This window comes from Sphingobacterium puteale (genome assembly GCF_003627955.1).
In the GTDB taxonomy this organism is placed as follows: Bacteria; Bacteroidota; Bacteroidia; order Sphingobacteriales; family Sphingobacteriaceae; genus Sphingobacterium; species Sphingobacterium puteale.
On the sequence record NZ_RBWS01000005.1, the window covers coordinates 119,781 to 143,769 of the forward strand.

The 23,989-nt window shown below is 39.7% G+C and carries 22 protein-coding genes; 4 read left to right on the forward strand and 18 right to left on the reverse strand.

Annotated elements, in window-relative coordinates:
- Positions 1 to 280: 280 nt before the first annotated feature.
- From greA to D7322_RS06130, 4 genes are all read right to left on the reverse strand, one after another.
- The gene (gene greA / locus D7322_RS06115) at positions 281 to 754 is read right to left on the reverse strand and encodes a transcription elongation factor GreA (protein ID WP_077438377.1); all 474 of its coding nucleotides are present in this window, start codon (positions 752 to 754) and stop codon (positions 281 to 283) included.
- Between the two features lie 132 nt (positions 755 to 886).
- Positions 887 to 1,585 carry a response regulator transcription factor gene (locus D7322_RS06120; protein ID WP_077438378.1) on the reverse strand — a complete coding sequence of 233 codons (699 nt, stop codon included), beginning with the start codon at positions 1,583 to 1,585 and terminating at the stop codon, positions 887 to 889.
- Positions 1,586 to 1,687: 102 nt separating this feature from the next.
- Positions 1,688 to 3,346 (reverse strand): sensor histidine kinase, encoded by a 1,659-nt coding sequence (locus D7322_RS06125; protein ID WP_121122313.1) that lies wholly within the window; start codon positions 3,344 to 3,346, stop codon positions 1,688 to 1,690.
- Between the two features lie 9 nt (positions 3,347 to 3,355).
- A complete protein-coding gene (locus tag D7322_RS06130; RefSeq protein WP_245971264.1) occupies positions 3,356 to 5,197 on the reverse strand; it encodes a S9 family peptidase in 1,842 nt (613 codons plus the stop codon).
- Positions 5,198 to 5,380: 183 nt separating this feature from the next.
- Between D7322_RS06130 and D7322_RS06135 the strand changes: the two genes are divergently transcribed.
- Positions 5,381 to 5,671 carry a DUF4286 family protein gene (locus D7322_RS06135; protein WP_121122316.1) on the forward strand — a complete coding sequence of 97 codons (291 nt, stop codon included), beginning with the start codon at positions 5,381 to 5,383 and terminating at the stop codon, positions 5,669 to 5,671.
- Positions 5,672 to 5,705: 34 nt separating this feature from the next.
- Here the strand turns inward: D7322_RS06135 and D7322_RS06140 are convergent, their stop codons facing one another.
- The 6 genes from D7322_RS06140 to D7322_RS06165 form a co-directional block, all read right to left on the reverse strand.
- Positions 5,706 to 6,113: a DUF983 domain-containing protein gene (locus D7322_RS06140; protein WP_245971265.1), complete on the reverse strand. Its 408-nt coding sequence runs from the start codon at positions 6,111 to 6,113 to the stop codon at positions 5,706 to 5,708.
- 30 nt (positions 6,114 to 6,143) lie between these two features.
- Positions 6,144 to 6,407, reverse strand: coding sequence for a hypothetical protein (locus tag D7322_RS06145; RefSeq protein ID WP_121122319.1), 264 nt, complete (start codon positions 6,405 to 6,407; stop codon positions 6,144 to 6,146).
- 27 nt (positions 6,408 to 6,434) lie between these two features.
- Entirely contained in the window at positions 6,435 to 7,136 is a 702-nt protein-coding gene (locus D7322_RS06150; RefSeq protein ID WP_121122321.1) for an RluA family pseudouridine synthase, read from the reverse strand.
- Between the two features lie 137 nt (positions 7,137 to 7,273).
- Complete coding sequence (locus D7322_RS06155) at positions 7,274 to 8,278, reverse strand: MlaD family protein (RefSeq protein ID WP_121122323.1); 1,005 nt, start codon at positions 8,276 to 8,278, stop codon at positions 7,274 to 7,276.
- 5 nt (positions 8,279 to 8,283) lie between these two features.
- The gene (locus tag D7322_RS06160) at positions 8,284 to 9,057 is read right to left on the reverse strand and encodes an ABC transporter ATP-binding protein (protein ID WP_108635701.1); all 774 of its coding nucleotides are present in this window, start codon (positions 9,055 to 9,057) and stop codon (positions 8,284 to 8,286) included.
- Positions 9,058 to 9,063: 6 nt separating this feature from the next.
- Positions 9,064 to 9,822 carry an MlaE family ABC transporter permease gene (locus D7322_RS06165; RefSeq protein WP_108635700.1) on the reverse strand — a complete coding sequence of 253 codons (759 nt, stop codon included), beginning with the start codon at positions 9,820 to 9,822 and terminating at the stop codon, positions 9,064 to 9,066.
- A 257-nt stretch (positions 9,823 to 10,079) separates the two neighbouring features.
- On the opposite strand from D7322_RS06165, the gene D7322_RS06170 reads away from it, so the two are divergent.
- The 3 genes from D7322_RS06170 (at position 10,080) to D7322_RS06180 (ending at position 13,736) form a co-directional block, all read left to right on the forward strand.
- Positions 10,080 to 11,603 (forward strand): DUF6600 domain-containing protein, encoded by a 1,524-nt coding sequence (locus D7322_RS06170; protein ID WP_121122325.1) that lies wholly within the window; start codon positions 10,080 to 10,082, stop codon positions 11,601 to 11,603.
- Between the two features lie 257 nt (positions 11,604 to 11,860).
- Positions 11,861 to 13,042: a nicotinate phosphoribosyltransferase gene (gene pncB / locus D7322_RS06175; RefSeq protein WP_121122327.1), complete on the forward strand. Its 1,182-nt coding sequence runs from the start codon at positions 11,861 to 11,863 to the stop codon at positions 13,040 to 13,042.
- Complete coding sequence (locus tag D7322_RS06180) at positions 13,035 to 13,736, forward strand: class I SAM-dependent methyltransferase (protein WP_121122329.1); 702 nt, start codon at positions 13,035 to 13,037, stop codon at positions 13,734 to 13,736. Before pncB ends, D7322_RS06180 begins: the two co-directional genes overlap by 8 nt.
- Before the next feature lie 128 nt (positions 13,737 to 13,864).
- Here the strand turns inward: D7322_RS06180 and D7322_RS06185 are convergent, their stop codons facing one another.
- From D7322_RS06185 to D7322_RS06220, 8 genes are all read right to left on the reverse strand, one after another.
- Positions 13,865 to 14,746, reverse strand: a complete 882-nt coding sequence (locus D7322_RS06185; protein WP_121122331.1) for a DUF4097 family beta strand repeat-containing protein — start codon at positions 14,744 to 14,746, stop codon at positions 13,865 to 13,867.
- Between the two features lie 104 nt (positions 14,747 to 14,850).
- Positions 14,851 to 15,669, reverse strand: coding sequence for a hypothetical protein (locus D7322_RS06190; RefSeq protein WP_121122333.1), 819 nt, complete (start codon positions 15,667 to 15,669; stop codon positions 14,851 to 14,853).
- Positions 15,659 to 16,216 (reverse strand): RNA polymerase sigma factor, encoded by a 558-nt coding sequence (locus tag D7322_RS06195; protein WP_147430301.1) that lies wholly within the window; start codon positions 16,214 to 16,216, stop codon positions 15,659 to 15,661. Before D7322_RS06195 ends, D7322_RS06190 begins: the two co-directional genes overlap by 11 nt.
- A 244-nt stretch (positions 16,217 to 16,460) precedes the next feature.
- Positions 16,461 to 16,943, reverse strand: coding sequence for a hypothetical protein (locus D7322_RS06200; protein ID WP_220700023.1), 483 nt, complete (start codon positions 16,941 to 16,943; stop codon positions 16,461 to 16,463).
- A gap of 70 nt (positions 16,944 to 17,013) precedes the next feature.
- The gene (locus D7322_RS06205; RefSeq protein WP_121122337.1) at positions 17,014 to 18,618 is read right to left on the reverse strand and encodes a SusD/RagB family nutrient-binding outer membrane lipoprotein; all 1,605 of its coding nucleotides are present in this window, start codon (positions 18,616 to 18,618) and stop codon (positions 17,014 to 17,016) included.
- A 12-nt stretch (positions 18,619 to 18,630) separates the two neighbouring features.
- Positions 18,631 to 21,888, reverse strand: coding sequence for a SusC/RagA family TonB-linked outer membrane protein (locus D7322_RS06210; protein ID WP_245971266.1), 3,258 nt, complete (start codon positions 21,886 to 21,888; stop codon positions 18,631 to 18,633).
- A 187-nt stretch (positions 21,889 to 22,075) separates the two neighbouring features.
- Positions 22,076 to 23,179, reverse strand: a complete 1,104-nt coding sequence (locus tag D7322_RS06215) for a FecR family protein (protein ID WP_121122339.1) — start codon at positions 23,177 to 23,179, stop codon at positions 22,076 to 22,078.
- A gap of 166 nt (positions 23,180 to 23,345) precedes the next feature.
- Complete coding sequence (locus D7322_RS06220; RefSeq protein WP_121122341.1) at positions 23,346 to 23,903, reverse strand: RNA polymerase sigma factor; 558 nt, start codon at positions 23,901 to 23,903, stop codon at positions 23,346 to 23,348.
- Positions 23,904 to 23,989: the final 86 nt, after the last annotated feature.

A 23,989-nucleotide genomic window follows, 5' to 3' on the forward strand; every position in this document is an offset into this window, starting at 1 on the left:
TTCTATATTGGAATAAACTCCTTTTGTAATAAAGTATTGAGATATTAATAATGCATAGGAAACTTCGATTCTACCGGCCATCGGCCTGCAGAAAGAAAGTCTAACGTCTACCATTTACTATCTAAATACATTTGATAAAAAACGACCATAAGTAACATTAAGTATGATGTTCTCAACAAATATAAACAAAAAAGGTCGCGATTACTAGAACCCGACCTTCTTAATATAAAGTTAATTTGCGGATGTGCGGTTATGGCATACCGCACATAACCGACATATGTTATCTCGAAATCTCTACAATTTCAAATTCAATCTTACCTGCAGGTACTTCGATCTCTGCCGTGTCACCTTTCGACTTGCCCAATAATCCCTGAGCAATAGGAGATTTAACGGAAATCTTGCCCGACTTAAGGTCCGCCTCTGATTCGGCAACCAATTGATAAGTCATCACAGCACCATTCTTTTTATTTTTGATCTTAACGATAGACAAAGCTAGCACCTTAGACGTATCCAATTTGGATTCGTCAATCAATCGGGCTGTCGCCAAGGTATTCTCCAAGTTGGCTATTTTAGCTTCATGGAGTCCTTGAGCTTCTTTAGCAGCATCATACTCCGCATTTTCAGACAAATCTCCTTTGTCTCTTGCCTCTGCAATAGCATTGGCAATTTTAGATCTTCCTTCCGTCTTCAGATAAGCTAATTCCTCTTTAAGCTTACGCAATCCTTCTTCCGTAAAATAAGTTACTTCTGCCATAATTTTATCTTTTTCTTATTTTCTACATTTAAAAAAAGAAACAAGACCATATTACCCTCTTCGGGTAACATGGTCTTGCTTTCAATCTATACGAAGATAATAATTGTTTTCAACAAAACAAATTCTTATCCATCAAATCTCTTCTTCATCAACAAATTTATAGCCCAATCCGCGTACTGTCTGCAAATAATGCGGTTTGTCAGGATTTGTTTCTATCTTCTTCCGCAGACGTACGACGTGCATGTCCAGCGTCCGTGTATTCACATTGGAGCTATACCCCCATACCACTTCCATCAACTCCTCACGTGTGATCTCCCTACCTAAGTTTTGAAGAAAATGTAATAAGATTCTATTCTCTAAAATAGTTAATTCGACCTTTTTACCATCCCGTATCAAGGAATGGATATTTGGATGGTGTTCTGTCTGTCCAAACTTGTAGATTTCGGGGCTGTTCTTGGGCAAGAAAAACTTCACCTTATTATCTATCATTGCGATCAACACGTCCATATTAAACGGCTTGCTAATATAGTCTGTCACACCAAAGCTATAAGCTTCAATCTTGTCCACATCCTGGGACTTGGCTGTCATCATAATAATGATATTCTCAAATCCTGCTTTACGGACATCCTCGCAGATCTCGTTACCTTCTTTTCCCGGGAGCATCCAATCTAAGAGGACCACGTCCGGTCGTTTCTCCAAGATTAAACTTTCTGCTTCATTCCCATTTCCGCTTTGGATGACTTGATAGCCCTCAGATTCTAATCGATGTTTTACCAAGAAACGTAAGTTCTCATCATCTTCAATAACAGCAACAGTGATGTCTTTATTCATAAGTAAATAATTTGTCTTTTAAATGTCTTATGAAATATCCAGTTTATAATTATAAGTTTACAAGCTTTCTAAACATGGATATTTCATATTTAAATTTAGTTTTTAAACCGGAAATACTAACGTGAAGGTAGTGCCTTGCCCCAATTGGCTTTTTACCGTAATATCTCCACCAATAAACTCAGTGATCTCCTTACAGAAAGCCAAACCTAAACCAATACTTCCTTGCTGATTATATTGACTTTTTATTCTATAAAACTTTTTGAAGATATTGTTAAACTCTGCCTTCTCTATCCCAATTCCTTCGTCCTTAAAAGTAATAACAAAATTCTTCTTATTTTGTTGTATCGCAATATCCAAGATTTTATGCCCATTTTTCGAATATTTGTAGGCATTGTCTATCATATTTTGAAATACACTGCTCAATAACACCGGATCGGCAAGCATCGATGTTCTTACATCAATTTTTGTGCTAATTTTGAAGTCAGCATATTTTATTCTTGAGGAAGCAACCAAATTTTCGGTAAATTCCTCCAAGTCTACCTCCTCTTTATTTAATTTGATGGTTTTATTTTCAATTTGACTAAATGACAATAATTTATTCATCAGATTATTGAGCCGGTCAGCTTCCTGATCCAAAATATTACCATACATCTTTCGCTCCTCATCGGATAAAACTTGTGCACTCTTGATGTTATTTCCAGCAATTTTTATAACGCTTACAGGCGTCTTAAACTCATGGGTCAAATTGTTGATAAAATCATATTGCAATTTAAAAAGTCTCCCGTTAATTTCTAAATTTCTATAAATTAAATATAGAATAGCGATCAAAATAATATAAATCAAGGATATACCTCCCAATACGGGCCAAAAACTACGGTTTATTTCCTTCGAGAGAAAACTTTTACTTGATCTAAAGAGCAGTTTATAATCTGCCAAAGCTCCCGGTAAAGGCATTTCTGTAGAAATTTCATCGTTCTCGGGCGTAATCGGTGCCCCTACCAAGGGGACGATCTCCACTTTTTCGTAGAGATTGGCATAACTATTTTTTACCTCCAGAAACATTGGGTCGATCTGAAAATTGAACATGTCCTGTTCATAGCCGACAGTATGGTCCAGATTACCCTCCATAATGGCTTTATAAACGATCAAATCATTGACCCTTGGTATATTTAAATAGGTAATCTGTCCGGGTCTGATCGTATAGAATACCTTTAAAATATCCTTGTCAGAAAGTTTAGCATTCGGCTGCAACTTGTCAATATAAGTAGCGAGCTTAACCCCAATGTTATTGATTTCCTCCGAATGCAGCCCCATCTGACCACGGTCACGGATCGTATTTTTGTTCAGCCCCGAGCGGGATACCGTAAAAAAAGTAATGGTCTTAGGCTGAATTCTCAAATTATTGACTATAAAACCGTAATTTAAATTATGATCATTGTTAAATTGTAAATCAAAAAAACCGATTTCGCGCACAAAAGGATAAGAACTTAAAATACTGTAGGCATATTTTCCGGCTTGTACAGAGTCCAAAAAGCCCTGATAAAACGAGACCTCAGGAATTCTATTTTGGAAAAAGTCATTGAAAGGAACCAAGGTCTGATCAAAAATTTCCGATTTCCTATTGGTAAATTCATTCTTTATATGGGACTCGGTATAGCTTCTGGATAGAAAAAGCGCAAAAATATACAAACCACTGATGACGATGAAAAACATCAACAATAGTCCGTAATTTTTTCGATAGCTGTATTTCTCTGCTTTCATATAATGTCCCTAGTCCGCTAGATATTTTGCCAAAAATCGCTCCAGTTCATTATAGTAGCCAAATATATTCTCATCTTTTTTAAAAGTTCTGTCTTCATCTTCCTTTAGGAAATATTGCACAGGAACATGGTTATTCTTCAGTTTCTGAACAAATTGGTTTGCATCTGTCACCGAACTAAATCGATCTTTGCCCCCTTGGACTAACAGTACAGGAATCCGTACCTTATCCGAATGAAAAACAGGAGATATATTTTTAAACAGCTCCGCTTCCCGAATAGGATTCCCTACGATCTGATACATTTTCTGCACATAGGACTTAAAATACGGTGGAATATCCCTAAAATAGGTAAATAGATTGGTATATCCTGAATAAGAAACAGCACATTTATAAAGGTCTGAATTGAAGCAAGCAGCATGTAATGCCGAATATCCCCCAAATCCTTTCCCCACAATGGCCACACGATCTTTATCGGCAATCCCCTCTTTGATCAGCCATTTTACCCCGTCCGTAATATCATCTTGAATTTTCCCACCCCATTCCTTAAATCCAGCAGTCCAAAACTTCTTTCCAAACCCTGTTGAGCCCCGATAATTCATCTGAAAAACCAAATATCCCCTGTTGGCTAAAAATTGTGCTTCATTGTCAAAACCCCATACTTCGCGTCCATTGGGACCATCGTGCGGCAGTACCACCATCGGCAGATCTTTTCGGTTGGAATGTATAGGATAGGTCAGATACCCTGAGATCGTCATGCCATCTCTCGCTTTGTAGGTAATAAATTCATTGGGAGCCAATTCCTTACTTTTGAGATCCGAGTTATTGTCGGTTAATTTGGTCAATTTTTTTGACCTAAAATCGTAAAAATAAATCCCGCCGGGATTCACATCTGTATAGGTTTTAATAATGACTCTCTCTCCCGAAACATCGGTATTGAGTACCTGGAATTCAAAACCATCAATTTGCTTAGACAGTTCATCATATTTCCGTTTTGTTTGTTCGTCAAAAAAATGCCGGCTCTGTCTCGAAGTTGTATAATTAACAAACAACAAGCGGTTTTGCTCCGCGAAGTAACCTCCGGGACTTACATCGACCTCTTTATGGCTATACAGCTCTCCCAATTCCCTTTCGTTGACCAGATCATAACTAATGAGAGCCAGCTTGTCACGATTTATATTTGAAAGTGCATAAATAATACGGTCTGAACTATCCTTATATCCCAACGGAGTGAAACTACTCTCGACATCACAGCGTATAATCTCCTTAAAAGGTTCTTTCTCAGAAACCCGAAAAAGAACTGATTGCTGTACCGAATCATTTGCAATTGCTAAACGCACCTGCCCATCATTGGAAGCAATCCAAGAACTCATATTACCGGGGTTTTGTAGAATCAGTTCCCGGGGTCTTCCGTCCAAATAAATGCGATACAGATCAAAAAACGAGGAATCACGGTCATTGATTCCAGCAACAAAACTATCGCCGTTGGAAACCATCGGATGAACCCACCTGAATCTTGCACGGGCAGGTTTAATTAATGGCCAAATCTTTTCTGTGTTGATGTCCACAGCATATAAACGTAAACTATCCTGGGCAGATTGCTCGGTCAAAAAGGAAATTTTGGAATCGTTATTCCAGACAAAGGATTTTACATTGATATCATTCTGATAAGTGAGCTGCTTGGAGCTGTCCTTCTCCATCAAATCTATCAAATAGATATTTTTGCAATGATTGTCCATACCGATATAAGCAATGAACCGCCCATTGGGAGAAATTTTAAAATTTGATTTTTCAGGTGTGGAAAAGAATTGATTAATGGGTATAGGGTCAACCTTATGTTGTTGGCACCCTAACATAGTCAATGCACAAAAAAATAAAACAGTCCAAAATTGCAACCTCATAATCCCGAATACGTCCTTATCATTTAACCCAAATATTGTAATTAAATACCAAATTGCAGCCAATGCAACCTTATTTTTACAAGATATAGTAATTAAACGTAATATTCAAAAATAGCGTATAAAACCGTATTTTTGTTTATGTTTTTATACAATGTATCTGTTATAGCAGAAGAAACAATCCATCACGAGATCGTTTCCTGGATTGAAGATAATATCGTACAATCCCAAAAATTTCGAGTGCATTTTCTGGAAATGCTCCAGTCCCCGCACGAAGGAATGACTTATTGTATTCAAGTCGTCCTGCCTTCCGAAGAACATATCACGGATTTTCAGCAGGTGCATTTGATACCATTACAACAACTTATTTCGGAGTCGTACAAGGATAAAGTTTTCCTTTTCGACAGTACAATGAAATACTTAAAAAAATAAAGAGCTAAAAAGCTCTTTATTTTTTTAAGTATTGTTATTTCTTCTTATTATCCTGCGCCTCCTTATCTTTCTCTTTTATTTCCAAAGCGAGCTCATAGCGAGGTTCATAGCTTATTTTTGGCGTTAAAAAATGTAATAGGATCAAGCGGGAATACCTGAAATTAAAGGGAGCGAAAACTAAGATGGTCACAGCCAGACCTCCCAAATAGAACCAAGGCGACTCACTTCCCGTCAAAATCGCAATAGCAACAGACACTGACACAATTTCAGCTACGGAAAGTGCATAGCTAACATACATTGCTGCATAAAAATAGCCGGGCTCGACCTCATATTTAACACCACAATGTGGGCATATTTCATTCATATGCTGCTTCCGCAAGCTATATACCTTTCCTTCAAATACATTTCCGACATGACATTTAGGACATTTGGAATGTATCATTGCATGAAATTTAGATGTCGGCATTGGATTCTACTTTATCTCGTTAACAAACTTTTTGGTTGGCGGATTCTTTTTTCGGTATTTTTTATACCATAGATAGCCCAGTCCTGCAGCGGCCAGATAAGGAATCACCAATAGAAATAAGATACCGTCGTTCAACCCCTTTCCCTGCATATTGCCTTCTTTGGTAGAATTTTCGGCATTCAATGTACACATGGCACACTGTGCTCGGGAAATAGACACCATCGAGCAGCTTAAGGTAAATATTAAGAGTAGATATTTAAACCATTTCATAGCCCAAAGTTACTGAAAATTTAACGATTAGCGTACCAATGCTTCAAATTTGTCCCAAAAACCATCTTTCGGCAATGAAGCCTCCAATGTCATCCGCTCTTTTTTGATGGGATGCATAAACGCCAACGATCGCGAGTGCAAACAGATACTTCCCAATGAACTTCCTCTTGGATATCCGTATTTGTTATCGCCGACAATAGGGCAACCCATCGCCGCCAGCTGTGCACGAATCTGATGTGTACGGCCTGTAAGAGGTTCAACACGTAACAGGTAAAATCCGTTCAACTCACCTATCACCGCGTAATCCAATTCAGCATAGGTACCGCCCTTCACTTCACGTGGAAATGCCTTGGTCACTCGCGTCTGTCTATTTCGAATTAACCAGTTGATCAATTTACCTTCAGCATTTCGCGGACGTTGGCGCACAATGGCAAAATAAGTTTTCTTTACCGTGCGATCTTGAAAAAACTTATTCATACGCTCAAGGGCTTTGCTCGTTTTCGCGAAAAGGATCATACCGCTAACCGGTCGATCCAAACGATGGATAACCCCAACGTAAGCATCATTGGGTTTATCATACTTCTTTTTCAGGTAGATCTTTACCATGTCTTCCAATGAAAGGTCTCCGGTTTCGTCAACTTGTACAATATCCCCTGCCCTTTTATTGATTGCTATCAGATGATTGTCTTCAAAGATCACCTCTTTATCCGTAATTTCAGGTTTATTCATTTCCTCTTAACTAAAAGTCATTCAAACGTTCACTATAAGCCTAAGTTTCGTTTGAAAACCCATATGGTTTGTTATTTATTAAAGAAAAAAAGGCTCTACGCAAGCGTAAAGCCTTTCGATAATATGTTTACGACAGTTTACTGTGCACTATCTGCCTTAAGTAACTCGGCTTTCTTCGCATTTTCCTTCATTTTTTTCTTAAAGAAGCCGCGTAGCAGGAAGTTATGTTGCAAGGCTTCCATATTCTCATCCAACTTTTCGGTACTTGAATTCAAGTTGTTAATTGCCGACTTAATCTGGTTAGCGGAAGCAGGATCATTCAATAAGACACCTACAGCATTATCCTTATCGTTCAATCTGCTCGAGGCGTTATTCAAATTATTGATCAATGCATTTGCGGTCTGCGAAACGCCCTGCAATTGAGCAGCAGATTGACGTAAATTGGAGAATATTGCCGTATCTGTGGTCAGATCATGGATCAAACCTCTGTTGCTGTTCAACGAATTTGTCAATGTCACCAAGTTTGCCGATGCCTTGTTCGCATTGTTCATTGCCGCACTGATGGACAATAAACTCGCACGTAATGTATTCACCATAGCCGTATCGGTCAACATCGCACCGACCATCCCCTTGCCATCTGCCAATCCACGTGATATCTCGACAAAGTCTGTGGTAATCTTAGCCAGGTTTTCGTTATTCACCTGCAATGTCTCCATCATAGCTTCCATATCTGCAGTTTTGGCGGACCGCAGGAAGTCACCTGTTTCTACAGTAGGTGCATTTTGAGATCCCCCTGAAATAACAACAATTTTATTACCGATCAGTCCATCGGAGCCTAATTTCGTGACTGCATCCTTACGGATATATTCTGCAGATTTCTCTTCAATAGTCAAAACAACTTCGACATCCTGTACACTTTTAAAATGAATATTTTTAATAATGCCCACCTTAACTCCAGAAAACCACACATTACTTCCTACTTTCAATCCTGCAACATCAGGAAATGAAGTGGTGATCTCGATGTTTCTTGTAAATTTCTTCTGCTGACTGCCTAAAATAAAAATCCCGGCCAAAAGAATCAATACGCCTAAAAAAACAAAAATACCAACAATGATAGCTCTTTTATTTTCTGCCTTACTCATGTATATTATAGAATAAAATTATAATTATAAAACGCCCTTACCCGTGCGTCGTCTGTATCAAAAATTTCCTCAAAAGACCCCTGTCTTTCAAATTTACCGTCCAGTAACATCACAATACGATCACCGACTTCTTTTGCACAGGCCAAATCGTGTGTAATAATAATTGACGAAGTCTTATACCGCTCCTGAACCTCATTAATCAACCCATTAATATCCAAACAGGTAATCGGATCCAAACCCGCCGTGGGCTCATCGTACATCATAATCTCCGGCCTAAGGATTAGCGTACGCGCTATACCAATCCGCTTACGCTGACCTCCGGACAGTTCAGATGGCATCTGGTTGATTGCCTGAGATAAGCCTACCCCATCCAACACCTCTTCCACTGCATAATTAATCTCAGACCGTGTCAGCTTCCGTTTATTTCTCACCAAAGGAAACTCCAAATTCTCACGAACCGTCATACTGTCATAAAGCGCGCTATTCTGGAAAGAAAAACCTATTTTTAATCGTAATTCACGTAGTTGGCGATCGTTTAATTCAGTAACAGATTCACCCAATACATCAATTGCACCCTCATCGGGTTTCAATAAGCCAGAAATCAACTTAATCAGAACCGACTTACCGGTACCTGAACGACCTAAAACAACAAGGTTTTCTTCCTTATATAAATCTAGATTAACATTCTTCAGCACATGGTTATCTCCAAAAGACTTACTTACATTTCTGATTTCAATAACAGATTGAGAATGATCTATATTTAATTTCGCTTTTTCCATATACCACTATCCAAAGAACGACAAAACCTGAACAATAATTATTTCCTCAATAAATACAAGGAACATTGAAGCGACTACAGCAGCGTTGGCAGCTTTACCTACCCCCTCGGTACCTTTTGAAGAAAAATAGCCGCAATAGCAACTAACAGCTCCAATGGTAAAACCAAATATCACCGCACGCAATACCATAGCCCCTAAATCTTTGAAAGCAATGGTCTCAAAAACCTGTGTAAAAAAACTTAAAAAACTCAAGTCATCTTTACTCATCATACTGAGGTAACCACCCAAGAGACCAATACCGGCCACATAAAAACAGAGGACTGGAATACCGATGGTTGTAGCTAAAATTCTACTTACAATCAAATACTTATAAGGATTCGTACCCGACACCTCCATGGCATCGATCTGCTCGGTCACATTCATCGAACTTAATTCAGCGCCGATCTGTGACCCCACTTTACCTGAGGCGATCAAAGCTGTTACGAGGGGGGCCAAAGCCCGAACAATTGCAATGGAGATCAAGGATGGCAACATCGAAGTTGCACCAAATTCTTCCAACGAAGGACGAGACTGTTTTGTAAAAACAAAGCCAACGATAAATCCGGTTAAACTAATCAAAGGCAACGACTTATAGCCTATCTCATAGCATTGGCGTATAATTTCCTTGAATTCGTATGGTGGTGTTACTAATTCGCGCCAAAACCGTAATAAGAAACGGTGAATGTTCGCGAATTCTAGAAAAAAAGTCTGAAGTTTTTTAGCCATTTAAAAATATGTCTATGTCAAATCAATGTGTCATAAAACACCTTATATACTCAACAAACACGTAACAATTCGAGCGGTAAAGGTAAATAAAAAATATGTATCTAAAATTGTCGTTTATGTAAAAAGATCATCAATTTGACTTTTATATAAAAAAAATCAGATTTATAGTGTACCGATTAAACCATTTAATACGTTATGCTGTCATAATAACAACGACAATCGCATAGAGTTTTGTCATACTTTAAAATATTACGAAGATGAAAAATTTAAGACATATAAAATATTGGGCATTGGGTCTGATCGCAGTTGCTTCTTTCACAAGTTGCACAACTTCCATGGCTCAAAGAGGAGGATACAACACAGGATATAACAATTATAACAATTCCGGTGTTTCATTTCAGATGTTCTATGATGAGCTTTCACCTTACGGACAATGGGTCAATGATCCAAACTATGGATATGTGTGGATTCCGGATGCTGGTCCCGACTTCCAACCTTATGCAACCAATGGCTATTGGTCAATGACGGATTATGGCAATACATGGGTCTCCAACTACGATTGGGGTTGGGCTCCTTTCCACTATGGTCGTTGGAATTACAATGACCGTTACGGCTGGGGTTGGGTTCCTGACTATGAATGGGGGCCAGCATGGGTAAACTGGCGTCAAAGCAATGATTATTATGGCTGGGCTCCATTAGGTCCCGGCATGAATATCAATGTTTCTGTCAATATCCCCATGAACTTCTGGACCTTTGTTTCAGTCAATCATTTTATGAACCGAAACATGGATAGATATTATGTGAATCGTCGAAATTATAACAGCATCTATAATAGAACTACTGTTATCAACAATACGACTATCATCAACAATAATTACTATGTCGGTGGGCCGCGTCGATCTGATATCGAACGTTATACAGGGAGAAGTGTTACGGTCAATCGGATTACCAATGCGGACAGACCCGGATCTGCACGCAGCAGCAACAGCCGTACGAGGACAAATGAAATCAGTATGTACCGTCCGACTGTAGACCGCAACACACGTTCATCTGCACGTCCGGCCAATGTCGTCGATGCATCGACCCGCACACGTAATAATAATAGTGCGATATCGGACCGCAACAACCGTGTCATTTCCAATCGGGATAACATCAATTCCAGATCCGGAAACCGGGAGTTATATATAGACAATAGTGGTAATGCCTCGGTCAGATCACGTAATGATGCAAACAGCAACGGGTCTACACGTAGCTCTGCTGACAATAACAGTAGAACGAGAGACAATGGTACAACCAACAGAAATAATAGTGGAACAACTCCCAATTCAAATAATTACGATTTCAGAACACGATCGGGCGGACAGTCGAATCCAACAAATAATAATAACCCTACTTCTACCGGTAGAACCAGACAGGGAACCACTGTTGACGCCAATTCTTCACGCGGTTCGCAACCAACAACGACACCGCAAAGAAATGGTAACTATGAATCGGGTAACAGCAGAACTCGTTCTAGCCAGCCCGTATACCAACCTGCTCAACCGGTGCAAAATAGGAGCTATGAGACAAGCAACAGTAGAACGCGTTCTAGTCAGCCTGTTAACCAAGCTACTCAGCCAGTACAAAATAGAAGCTATGAGAGCACCCGTACTAGATCCTCGGCTCCCGCAGTGGATAGATCAGGTTCGGCACATAGCGGTAACTCTTCAGCGCCAAGATCAAGATCATCTGAAGGCTCTAGCCGTTCAGGCAGCGGTTCTGAAAGAACACGTACACGATAATAGATTAAATTTAGGATAAAAAGCGGGTCAGTGAATCACTAACCCGCTTTTTTTTAATCCGGTCACTTGTTGATTCTTCTTTTAATCTCTTTAGACTTCAGTAAATTTCCTTTGCTCCCCTAGTCATCCCATTAAAAATTTCCGGCGCTATTCGCGCAGCCATTGAACCGCGAAAGTTTTATTTATGATGAACAATCCACACAATTTCATGTTAATTAGTAAATTTACAAACTCAAACAAAAATCAGATTAATAAAGATGGCTTCATTCACCTCTATATTAGATAACGACTTTTATAAATTCACGATGCAGAATGCGGTAGTTAAGCTCTTTCCTAAGGCAAAGGCGCGCTACCACTTTATCAATCGGGGCCATCACAAGTTTCCGGAAGGGTTCGACGTCCTTTTGAAGGAGGCTGTAAACGAAATGGCAGACTTACGGCTTACCAAAGCTGAAAAAGCCTTTTTCGCGAGAACCTGCCCATACATCGACCCGACCTATTTTGATTTTCTGCAAGGTTATCGTTATGATCCCGATGAAGTTAAGATCACACAGGATGGGCCTGATTTAGAGGTTGTCATCGAAGGGTACTGGTATCGTACTATTCTCTGGGAGGTACCGTTAATGTCGCTTATCTGTGAGCTTTTCTATGAATCACAAGGCTTAATCCGTGCATCAGATGAGGAAGTCATCGCCACGGCCAAAGACAAAATTGAAAAATATAAAAAACTCCATATTACCATCGCTGATTTTGGCACCCGTAGAAGGCATTCCTATGAAGTTCACGATCTGGTTGTCCGTACATTAAAGCAATACGGAGAAAGAACCTTTATTGGAACCAGCAACGTTCATCTGGCCATGAAATATGAAACCAAACCCATTGGCACGCATGCACACGAATGGTTTATGTTTCACGCCGCTAAATATGGCTATAAAATGGCTAACTTGCTGGGGCTGGAACACTGGTCTGATGTCTATCGGGGCGACCTTGGGATTGCGTTATCCGATACCTATACCACCGAAGTTTTCTTTCAGCAATTCGATAAAAAGCTCACCAAATTATTTGACGGTGTACGACACGACAGTGGCGACCCGCTGGAATTTACGGACAAGGTTATTGCGCATTACAAGAAAAATGGCATAGATCCGCTGTCAAAGACAATTATATTTTCCGATGGGCTTGATTACGATAAAGTTGAGCGCATAGCGAATTATTGCGAAGGCAAGATATTACACTCCTTTGGCGTTGGCACCAACTTTACCAACGATGTAGGACTTAAGCCCATGAACATCGTCATCAAAATGACTGACGCCCTCCCAGAAGACGATCAATGGACACCTGTCATAAAACTTTCAGATGAGCCCATGAAACATACTGGTGACGAGGATTCCATCTATATCGCAAAAAAAGTATTAATGATTGATAATGACAATGTATAGAGACGTATATGGCGAAGCTTTGGATGATTACTTTGTCCATCAAGAAGAGAAATTCCCTTTAACACTACATACGAGCTATGGCGACCAAGAGGAAATGCCTGTTGAAGTTTTCTTTAGGGATGCCGACGATTTTCCGGAACTGGAGTTCATTGGATTATCGCTCTGTGATGGACGGGTGTTGGATGTAGGAGCAGGAGTGGGTGGCCACAGCCTATATTTACAAGAAAAAGGATTTGAAGTCGATGCCTTGGAAATATCGCAAACAGCCTGTCATATTATGCAGCAACGTGGGGTACAACGTATTATACATGAAGATTTTTACGAGTACAGTGGACAACGTTACGACACGCTACTGTTTCTCATGAACGGCGTTGGTATCGCTGGCGATCTTGAAGGGTTTAAAAGACTATTACACCATAGTAAAGAGCTCCTCACTGAAAAGGGACAACTTATTTTTGATTCTTCAGATATCGCTTATCTCTATGAAGATTATAAGGTCAAAAAGCCTCCCTACTATTTTGGAGAGATTCAATATCAATACGAATATAAAGGACAAAGGGGCATTCCCTTCAAATGGCTGTATTTAGATCAGGATAAACTGATCAACATATCCCATGAACTGGGCTGGGTAGTCCAGATTTTATATGAAGATGAAAATGATCAGTATTTGGTACGCATGGAACCGAAAAAATAACAGACCTATTTCAGAACTTTAGGCACAACTGAAAACGCATCAAAAAAAACCTTAAATACCTGTTCGGTAGTTAAGGTTTTTTGCGTTTGTATGCTAAACGTGGTCAGCCTATTTCAACACTTCACCTACTATTTTTGGGATCTAATATAGATATCACCCATAGAAGTCTTCAGGATCACATCCTGTCCGCCACCATTCATTTTTCCTTTAACAGTATTTGACATGTTGTAAGGACTACTTTTAGGTTCCTCAACAGGCTTTTCAAATTGAAATTCATCTGCCGCATAGATATTACCCATTGAGGTCTTCATATCTACGTTGGCGCCGAATTTTGCTGGGAAAGCCACATCCACCGCCCCCATTGCGGCAATGAGCGAAATAGGCCCTTTGACCGGTTGCACAAATTTAGCAACAACATCCCCCTGAGCAACCTTTACATTAATCGGTCCTGTTACATTGATCACTTTGACATCCCCCATCGTGCTGGAAATCTCCACTTCTGCGCGAATATCTTTCACCTCAATCCCCCCCCCATTAAAGAAACCTCCGCGGCCTTTTACGCTAATAGGAAGATTAAAAGGAACCCGCACATGAATGGAATCCTCCATTGGCATGCCTACTATACTGATTTCGGTCACGCCAGCATTATTTTGGATATTCATCCCCATTCCCGAATTATCGGACAGGCCGGAACCGTTTACAACGCGTAAACCTTTAGTACGGTCGTTTTCTTCCTGTTCCTCTACATTCGCCGTAATTAAAACTTCTTTACCATTATAGCCTTCGACAGCCACATTATCAAATTTTAGCAATAACTTCTCTCCTAAAACAGGTACTTTAAACTCTTTCCAAACCTTATTTCCACTATTTCCAACAGCACCTCGAATTGCTCTTGGCGGTCTGGGAGGCTTCGGCGGTACAGCCCCCTCCACATTCTCTGATATCTGCGCCTGCAATGCATGTGCAAAAAGCAGCGCCATTCCCATGATGATTATTCTTATCCTTTTCATCTCCTTAATTTTATTGTTTCTTTATCTAATATTTTTCAAATCTTCCCTGTATTCGCTAGCTCCGTCTATCCCATTTGTTTGGTAGTCCTTATCGCTCTGTGCCCTTATTGATGCAACAACACGGCATAGGCCTGCTCTTTTACAAACTTCAATGTAAAGGGATCTTCCACGATCGCATTCAGTTTGTCCTTTGTGCTGTTTTTCATTTCCAGCTCGTCTCGCTGCCCGATCATTTGCATCAGTTCGACCTGCAATGTAGGATCATTCTGTGCGACGAAAAAATCCTGAACTTTCTGTTGCCTGGCTTCCGGTGTCATTCCTTCCAATAAGGTCTCAATGGCTGCCATACGTACATTGCTGCTTTCATCAGAAACTGCCATTTTCTCCAGCACTCGTGTTTCATCGTCATTCAGACCACCTTGTTTTTGTAAACCAAGTATGGCTGCAAGACGTGTACTTGCCCAAGTGGAATCCTGAAGCATTTCCATATAATCCTGTTTTTTGACCGACAGGCCCTTGTCCTGAACTGCTTTTTGCCCCTTCACTTTAGCCACACGATTTATTTTTTGAACATTTGGCATTGTTTGTATGATTCGAACCGGCTCCTTCCTTTCAATTTCTACAGAAACTCCCTGCTGTGCAGGTGTCATTGTTTCTAAAGCATCCTTTTGGACAGAAACTGGTCTTCCTTCTGCTACTTTGGTCGCATGATCTTCTTTCTGATTAAAAATCAGTAATGTAGTAGTACCTACCAATAATGTCGCTGCTGCAATGCTTGCCCATCGCCATAATGGTTTAATTCTCTTTTCCTGTACCGGAGGAACTACCTGTGGTTTGATTTTATTCCATAAATCCGCAGAAGGTTCTCTATGATCAAATGCATCCCGATTCGCATTTACAAAATCTTTCAAATTATCCCGCATAATTATACCTCTCCTTCAATTGTTCGTAAATTTTCTTTTTGGCCCGATGGTATTGACTCCTTACCGCTACGGCCGTCATACCCAAAGACTCAGCAACTTCATCATGACTCATATCTTCAAAAAGATAAAGATTGATAATCATTTTGGGTATCCCGGTCAACTGATCAATGACCGATTCCAGATCAGTTAATCGACATTCCCGCCACTCCTTTTCCAATAACTCATCTTCACCCTCGTCCCGGATTTCCAGATCATCAATCGGTGTGTGATATTGCTTATTCTTTCGTAAGAGAGAGATAGCTTTATTCACCCCCATCCGCCGCAACCAAGCCTCAACATTTAGTACCGCATGCCACTTATCAGATTTTGAAAAAAACTCCACAAAAGTCTCCTGTAAAATATCCTCGCTCTCCTCCTGATTGGACAAAATCCGATAGATCGAGTTAAAAATCTTCTTCGCATAGCGATGATAAAGCTGTGCAAACCCTGATTCGTTACCGGACTGGCACATCGCTAATAAGTCTCTATCGCTAAGTTGATTCTGCACGTGTATTATTTAATACTGTTAATTTTCTATGTTTCTATTCTATAGTCGGAAAGCGTTGGAAAATGTTGCAATATAATTTTATTTTTTTTTCTAAAATAAATAACGAAGCGCTCGTAAACCGCAATAAACAACTTTATTACTGTTTTTAAGCAATAAAAAAACACCCAAAGAATACTTTGAGTGCTTGCATTAACAAAAAGTACTTTATGAAGTTTTATAAAATCTTCAATAAGCCAGTGTTATATTATTTTATTTTTAGATAGGTTTCTATAATAGTATGTTTTACACCGAGTTCAGGTAAGTTCTCCTCCCCCCGTTGAATAAGTGTATCCCCTTTAAATTCCAGTTCGAAATCGAACTTATTGCTTTCCCAATCACGGAGGCTACAATATTGTAGCCGTTCCTGGTAATTTTTACCGTCAAATGAATAAGTTCCTCCACCGGCAAGAAAATGAGGTTCTTTCCCTTTCCCTTTCTCTTTATCGTGGTTAAAAAAAGAAAAATGATCTTCATTAAACATCTTAAACATTTCGGTTTTGCTGGTATCAGTAAATGCGGTCACTGTATCTTTCCCTTTGATTGTTTTACTTTCCAGGAGTCTATAAGTCCCGGTCAATGACTTGGCTTTTGAAGCCTTATTTTCTTTCTGTTGTTCGCTGGCATTGTTGCATGAAAAGAGCATGCATGGCAACATCGCCAATAGCAAAATTTGATTTTTTAGGTTCATAGTATTTTATAAGAGGTTTAAAGAGGCCAAACTACGAAAGTTCGGCCTCAAAAAAAACAAACCATTGTGATTATTTGTCCCACCAGACCCGGCCGGTATAAGAATCTCCGCCAGTTACCGCATTTGAAGCGGTCTTATAATGGTCTGGGTTATTTGATGCTTCGCTTATAGGATATGGGTATCGCCTTGGAATCACCCCGCCAGTGCTATTATTGGGATGCTTCACCGGGATAAGATTCGGGAAACCTGATCTCTTCCAATTATTCCAAGACTCATAAAAATCTAACAATGTATTTGTATGTGCCCAGTATTGTTCGTTAATCTGTTTTAGTCCTTCTGTATCGTTATATGGATTGGCTTTAAGATAAGCATCTGCCTCTCCGTCAGCTATTGCCAATTTCGCATCATACTGACTTAAACATGTCATGGCTGCCTTTACCCCATTTTGGTAGTGTGCCTGTGCTGTTCCGCCAATTCCCCAACGTTTTGCGGCTTCAGCTTTCAACAGTTCTGTTTGACCATAACTTAATATAAAAGTTATTCCATCGAGTTTAAACATATTGGGATTGGGAGAAGAGTAGTCCGGATAATCCGTGAAGCTCGGGTCTTTGCGAATATCAAAAGCATTTCCATTGGCCGCATCTACCTGTTTACCATTAGGCATCCCTTTTTGAACATCAGGATTAGTCACATAATTTGCACTTTGATTCTTATTTGACAAGCTTGTGTATATTTTTGTAACCGCAATCTTCCCCAGCCTTGGGTCATTGGATTTTTTCAGAAAATCAATAAATGTATTTGACCATTTCCCATAATAATAGTCTTGGGATCCTACAAGTCCCAATAATACCTGGCTATTTCTATTTTGTGTAATACGGGCACCATTAACGTCATGCTTTATGAAAGCATTATCTTCGTTTGAAGCAAATGTATTTGTTATTGCCTTTTGTGCATATTCCTTTGCTTTGCCTTCATCAACTTTCACAAGTCGCATTGCTAAGCGAAGCATAAACGAATTTGCGAATTTTTTCCATTTATTGATATCACCTTTATAAATAATATCACCAGAAACCTTATCTCCTCCCAGCTGCAATGCAGTGGATGCCTCATCAAGTTCTTTCAACATGGAGTTGTAAATATCTTGTTGCTTGTCATATTTCGGCAGATAAATTTTTTGATAATATCCCAATCCTGCTTCGGAATATGGTACATCCCCGTACAAATCTGTGATACGAGCCAATATCACTGCTCGCCAAATACGAGCTACCTGATACAAATTCTTATACTGTTCTTTCCCTCTTGTGTTTTCAATTACATCAACAATATTTCTTACCTGTTCAATATAACTTCCCACTGAACCCGTTCCCCAATATGCAGCTGTATGTTCCTCAAAAATTAGATACTTGTCACCTCTCCACTCCTGTGTACAATTTGCTAATGCTTGCACGATAGGTCCTGCAAGCGAAAAATTACTTCGAAAAGAGTCATATGCCAGATCAAGACTACCGGTATAGTTCAGTTGGGCAGATGACAAGACAAAATTTGGATTAAACTTGTCCGATATATTAGTTACAGGATTTGTATTAATTTTATCAAAATCCTTGGTACAACTTGTCGCCGTTAGCAAACATGCGACAGCTAATGTTGTTATAATGGGTCTTATATTTTTTTTCATGATTTCGTCCGCTTAAAATTTAGCACTTAAGTTAAGTCCAAAGGTGCGTACCGCAGGTACCCCACCTAGTTCCAGTCCCGGGAATGTCGCATTATAGCTTGATTCAGGATCCACATTGTCAGTCTTTTTCATTAACACAAGCAGATTGCGTCCCACGGCGCTTACATTAATGGATTTGATCTTATTGTTAAATAGATTGGAAGGAAATGTATAGCCTAAGATCACCTGTCTCAATTTCACAAAATCAGCACTGTGCACAAAGATCTTAGATGTATTATTAGCAACATTCGCATAATAGGTTGATGCATTTGCGGCATATTCCTCTCGTTTATCCAAAGTCTCCTTATGCAAACCAAAGGTATACCCATAGAAATCCGTTGCAGAGAATAATTTACCGCCCCATTTACCGTCAATTAGGAAAGAAAAACTAAATCTATCATAGGAAAATTCATTATTCAACCCTGCGAACCATTTGTTAAAAGCAGATCCATAGGGAGTCAATTCACCTCTGGCAGGAGACCTCCCATCCGCCAGCATAACCACATTACCGTCTTTATCATACTTATTGTCAAAAGCCATCACCTGAAATGCGGCATAACCTTTCATATTGGCGACAGAGCCGGCTCCGGTTCTGGACATGGCAACAGATTGGAAATTAAACCCGTCAGCTAGCGATAATATCTTGTTATCATTATACGATCCATTAATCGTCGAAATCCATTTAAATTTTTGATTCTTGATGATTGTAGTTGATATCAATGCTTCAAACCCCTTATTCTGCATTTCACCAGCGTTTAAAACCGCTGAGCTAAATCCACTTGAGGAAGGTGTTGTAATAAAGGTAATTTCGTTTTTAGACTTCTTATTGTACCAAGTAAGGTCCAAATTAATCCGGTCATTAAATAACCTCATTTCAGTACCGATTTCTAGTTCCGAAGCAGATGACGCTATTAATCCCGAATTTGGAATACCGGTATTATCTATTATTCCCAATGGAGTTCCATTTAGACTTTCACTACGTAAGCGATAACTTAATGCGGTTTGATAGGGATCCGTTGCCTGACCTACAGTCGCATAACCAGCTCTCAATTTACCAAAATTAAGCCATGGAGCTTTTAGATATTCCGAATACACAAACGATGCAGAGACAGAAGGATAGACTGAATTAAGCTTATTATCGTACCCGGGTGCTGCTAATGTAGAGAACCAGTCCGAACGAAGACTACCCGTCAAATAAAGTATGTCTTTGTATGCAAACTCCAATGTACCATAAGTCGATTGTGTTTCTTGTTCTGATTCTACATATTCTAAGGATTTATTCTCGGCATTGGCGATATTATAATTACCAAACACAGCCAAATCAACCCCATTGTTTGTAATTTGCTTGGACTTGGTGTTTCGGTAACTTGCACCAACATTTGGTGTGATTGAATAATCACCGAAAGTAAATTGTTTTCCAACTAAGATATCCGCGTTAATGTCATCAAAATTTGTGTTTTGTTCAGAGATCTTTCCCCTTCTATAATAGGCAGTACCAGAAGCAACTACATTTTTATATCGGTCAGCATAGGAATCACGTCCAGCACGTCCCTGGAAAAACAGGCCATTTTCCAAGGTATATCTTGCGGTCAATGAACTAAGCGTTCTCTTTCTGCTCGTATTGTTCTGAAATTCATAAGCGGCAAACCAAGGATTGGTTGCATAGGCGTTGCCGGAATATCCAATTTCGTTACCCTCTGTATCTTTCCAAGGTTTTAAATCATTTACATTAATAGATGTTGGTAAAAACATCACATTAAAATTGGCATTTCCCGCCCCATCGGACAACATGGGCCGGTTTTTGACCTGTTCGTAGATTAAATTAATCCGTCCGTCAACGGTCAGGCCTTTTAATGGCTCAAATAAACCTGCGAGGTTAAATGATTGGCGATCCAATCCTGAGTTCGGAACGACAGACTTGTTTTTCACATCTGTACCGGATAATCGAATGGATCCCCCTTCGAATGACTTATTTAGGGCGATCGTATTTGTCCAGGTATTTCCAGTGCGATAGAAACGCCCCATATTACCCTTCTGCAGTGAATAAGGTCTTTCCTTGCCATCGAACTGCAACACTTGAGATCCATCTAATTTTGCCCCCCAGCTGCTTGCTCCTGTGGATAGTGCATTATCGATATTTGTTGGTTTGATACCGCCCCCGCCATGGCCATATTCCGTCTGCCAATTGGTTTGATCAATGATTTTTTCTGCTACATAGTTGCTGCTAAAATCGATAGAATTACCTTTTCCCGATTTCGTTGTTATCAAAATAACACCCGCTTTTGCACGGGAACCATATAAAGCAGAGGCTGCTGCACCTTTTAATACAGAAATACTTTCAATATCGTCAGGATTGATATTACTGATCGCGTCTCCTAAATCTGGGGCATTATCCCATTGACTTCCGGAATTTCCGCGTGAGTTGCTATTATTTAGGCCGACCGGTTTACTCTCCATCGGTATACCATTGATAACATATAATGGCTGACTTGTCTGGTTAATACTCGATACGCCCCGAATCGTTACATTTGTAGCCGCACCAGCCCCGCCTGCGGTACTTCCAATATCCAAACCGGCTACTTTTCCCGCTAAAGCATTCATCACATTATTTTCGCGCGCCGTGGTCAGGGACTCCCCGGCAACCTGTGTTACGGAATACCCTAGCGAACGTTTTTCTTTTTTCATCCCCAATGCGGTAACTACGACCTCATTTAACATCCGGTTGTCTTCCACCAAAATGATTTTCATGTCACCATCTTTCGTCACAGCCACTTCCTGCGAAGCATAGCCCGCAAAAGAAACAATCAACGTATTACCAGTAGTAGCTTCAATGGAAAACCGTCCATTGATATCGGTCGCCCGTCCGACAGCTGTTCCTTTAACACGGACACTGGCTCCTGCTAATGGATTTCCTTTGTCGTCTGTTACTGAACCCGAAACGGAAACCTGTTGCTGTTGACTCACCACAACAAGGCCTTCTTTAGATACCGAATACACCAGTCCACTTTTATTGAAAAGCTTCGCCAGAACGTCCAATACCTTTGTATTATTGACATTGACAGACACTTCTTTATTTAAATTCTCGTTGGTCGAATTATAAACAAAGTAATAATCACTTTGCTCTTCGATCAGCTTAAGTACCTTGCTCAGTTTTGTCTTTTGAACATCCAAGGAAACTTTTTGTTGGGAAAATACAGATGCTGAGACATTGATTACAGCACACGTAGTCATAATTAAGGCTAGTTTCATCCGGATAATGAATCTAAAATGCACAATATATCCATTGCGCATTTGCAATAAGCAATTTTTAATCATATTTTAGTGTTGGTTAAAATTAATATTAAGCAGCACGCCCCAATGTTGCTGCTTTTGGTTAATCATTTTTTCAATGAAGGATGGTGTTGGTCCACCATCCTTTTTATTTTTCTGAGATAGTTATTTTTTTCCCATATAATTCAAATTTAAAAGGTTCGACTTTTTGTAAAGCACTCAGTACCTGAGTAATGTTTTCTTTGCTAAAGGTTGCCGTGAAGCGATACTGCTTTAACTGCTCGCTTTGAAGCTGAATATCCACGTCATACCAACGCTCCAGGGTGCGTCGTAAAGTTTCGAAATCTTGGTCCACAATTTCTAATCTATTTTCCTTCCAGGCGATATCAGGTATTTCGGTGGCATTTGACTCCACTACGGGGATATTTTCGATGGCAATTTCTTTAATGGGCAATTTACCTAGGGTTGGTTTATCTCCCTTAGATGCATCAACTAAAAGCTCAGCCTGATTTTTGAATATCGTAATTTTTTGATTTGGCTTAATGACAACGGAATTCTCGCGCTGCCCTTTGCTTTTCATCTCAATGGATCCCTCCACCAATACAGCTTCAGCTGTTGGCTCTTCGGGATAACTTTTCACATTGAAGGTTGTTCCCAAAACTTTGATATCAAAGTCAGAAGCCTGCACCATAAATGGTTTTTCTTTATTCTTCGCGACCTGAAAATAGCCTTCACCAACTAATTTCACAAGGCGCAATTCACGGTTAAAATCCGAAGATACCTCCAATTTACTCGCAGAGTTTAAGGTGACAGTACTACCGTCAATTAACTCAAAAGTCTTTTTCTCACCCTTCTTTGTCTGGTAAACCTGACCAATATCGGTCAGCTCCTGAGAGACGATATCTTGTGTCGGAACTGTATAATACCATATTCCGCCCGCCACTAAAGCAACGAATACCGCAGCAATAGCAGCCCATCTTTGCCATGCTATTCGACGGATAGGTGAAGATTCAACTGGAGCATTTTGAAGATCAGTTTTCAATCTCTCCATTTGTTCATGGACGGATTTTCGGTTTCCGACCAATATTTGGTAAAGACGTTTTGCTTTTAAGATCATTTCAGCCTGCTCGGGATGATTTAAGCTGTATTGTTGCCAGTAAAGGATACAGTTTTTATCCTCTCCGGAGCAATACTTCTGAAAAGTATCGTCAATCAAAAAATCCTCTAACTGTTTATAATCTTTTTGGCTCATTCTAATGGGTATTTATCCTATAGTGCCCGAAATGAATCCTTTTTCCTAAGAAAAAAATAAAATATTCAATAAAAACCTGATTATAAGCTATTTATTTTTACTCAAATTCAAATAGGAGATCTGCGAGGTTCATGTTAACGGTATAGCCTGATTACTGATAAAATCACTAAATATCCTTTAGTTCCTCCCGCAAGATTTTCAATGCATCATAAAGTGTATTGTAAGCGGTCTTAACAGACATCTGTGTGATTTCCGAGATCTTTTCGTAAGAATAGCCTTCAAAAAACTTCAGGTTGACCAATTGTTTCTGGCGAAACGATAATTTCTCCAAGGCTTCCTTTAAGCGAATCTGAATAATTTCATTGGTTTGTACTTTGATGACAAACTCTTCGTAAGGCATCTCGATCCATTCATCCTCCGCCTTGACGTTTTGAAGTGCTGTATTAATTTTATGCTGCTTTTCGATCAGTCGCAGCATACGCCTTTTTAGAAAGGTAATAAGATAGGACTGTACATTTTCAACGCGATCAAGCTGTGCTCTTGTTTCCCAGATCTTAACGAAAACCTGATCGGTCGCTTCACTTGCCAGATCGCTATCACCACAGGTACGGATCCCAAAATTAACGAGCTCCTGATAGAGTGCTCCATACAGATCAAAAAACGCTGCCTCGTCACCTGTACGAATACGCTCCCACAACAGGCGGTACCCCATTTTATTTCTCATAACAAAGCATATAATCCGTATTAAAGCTAATATAAGTCCTTATTTCCAAAAGTATAAACTTAATCCGTAAAAGGAAAAAGTTTTTA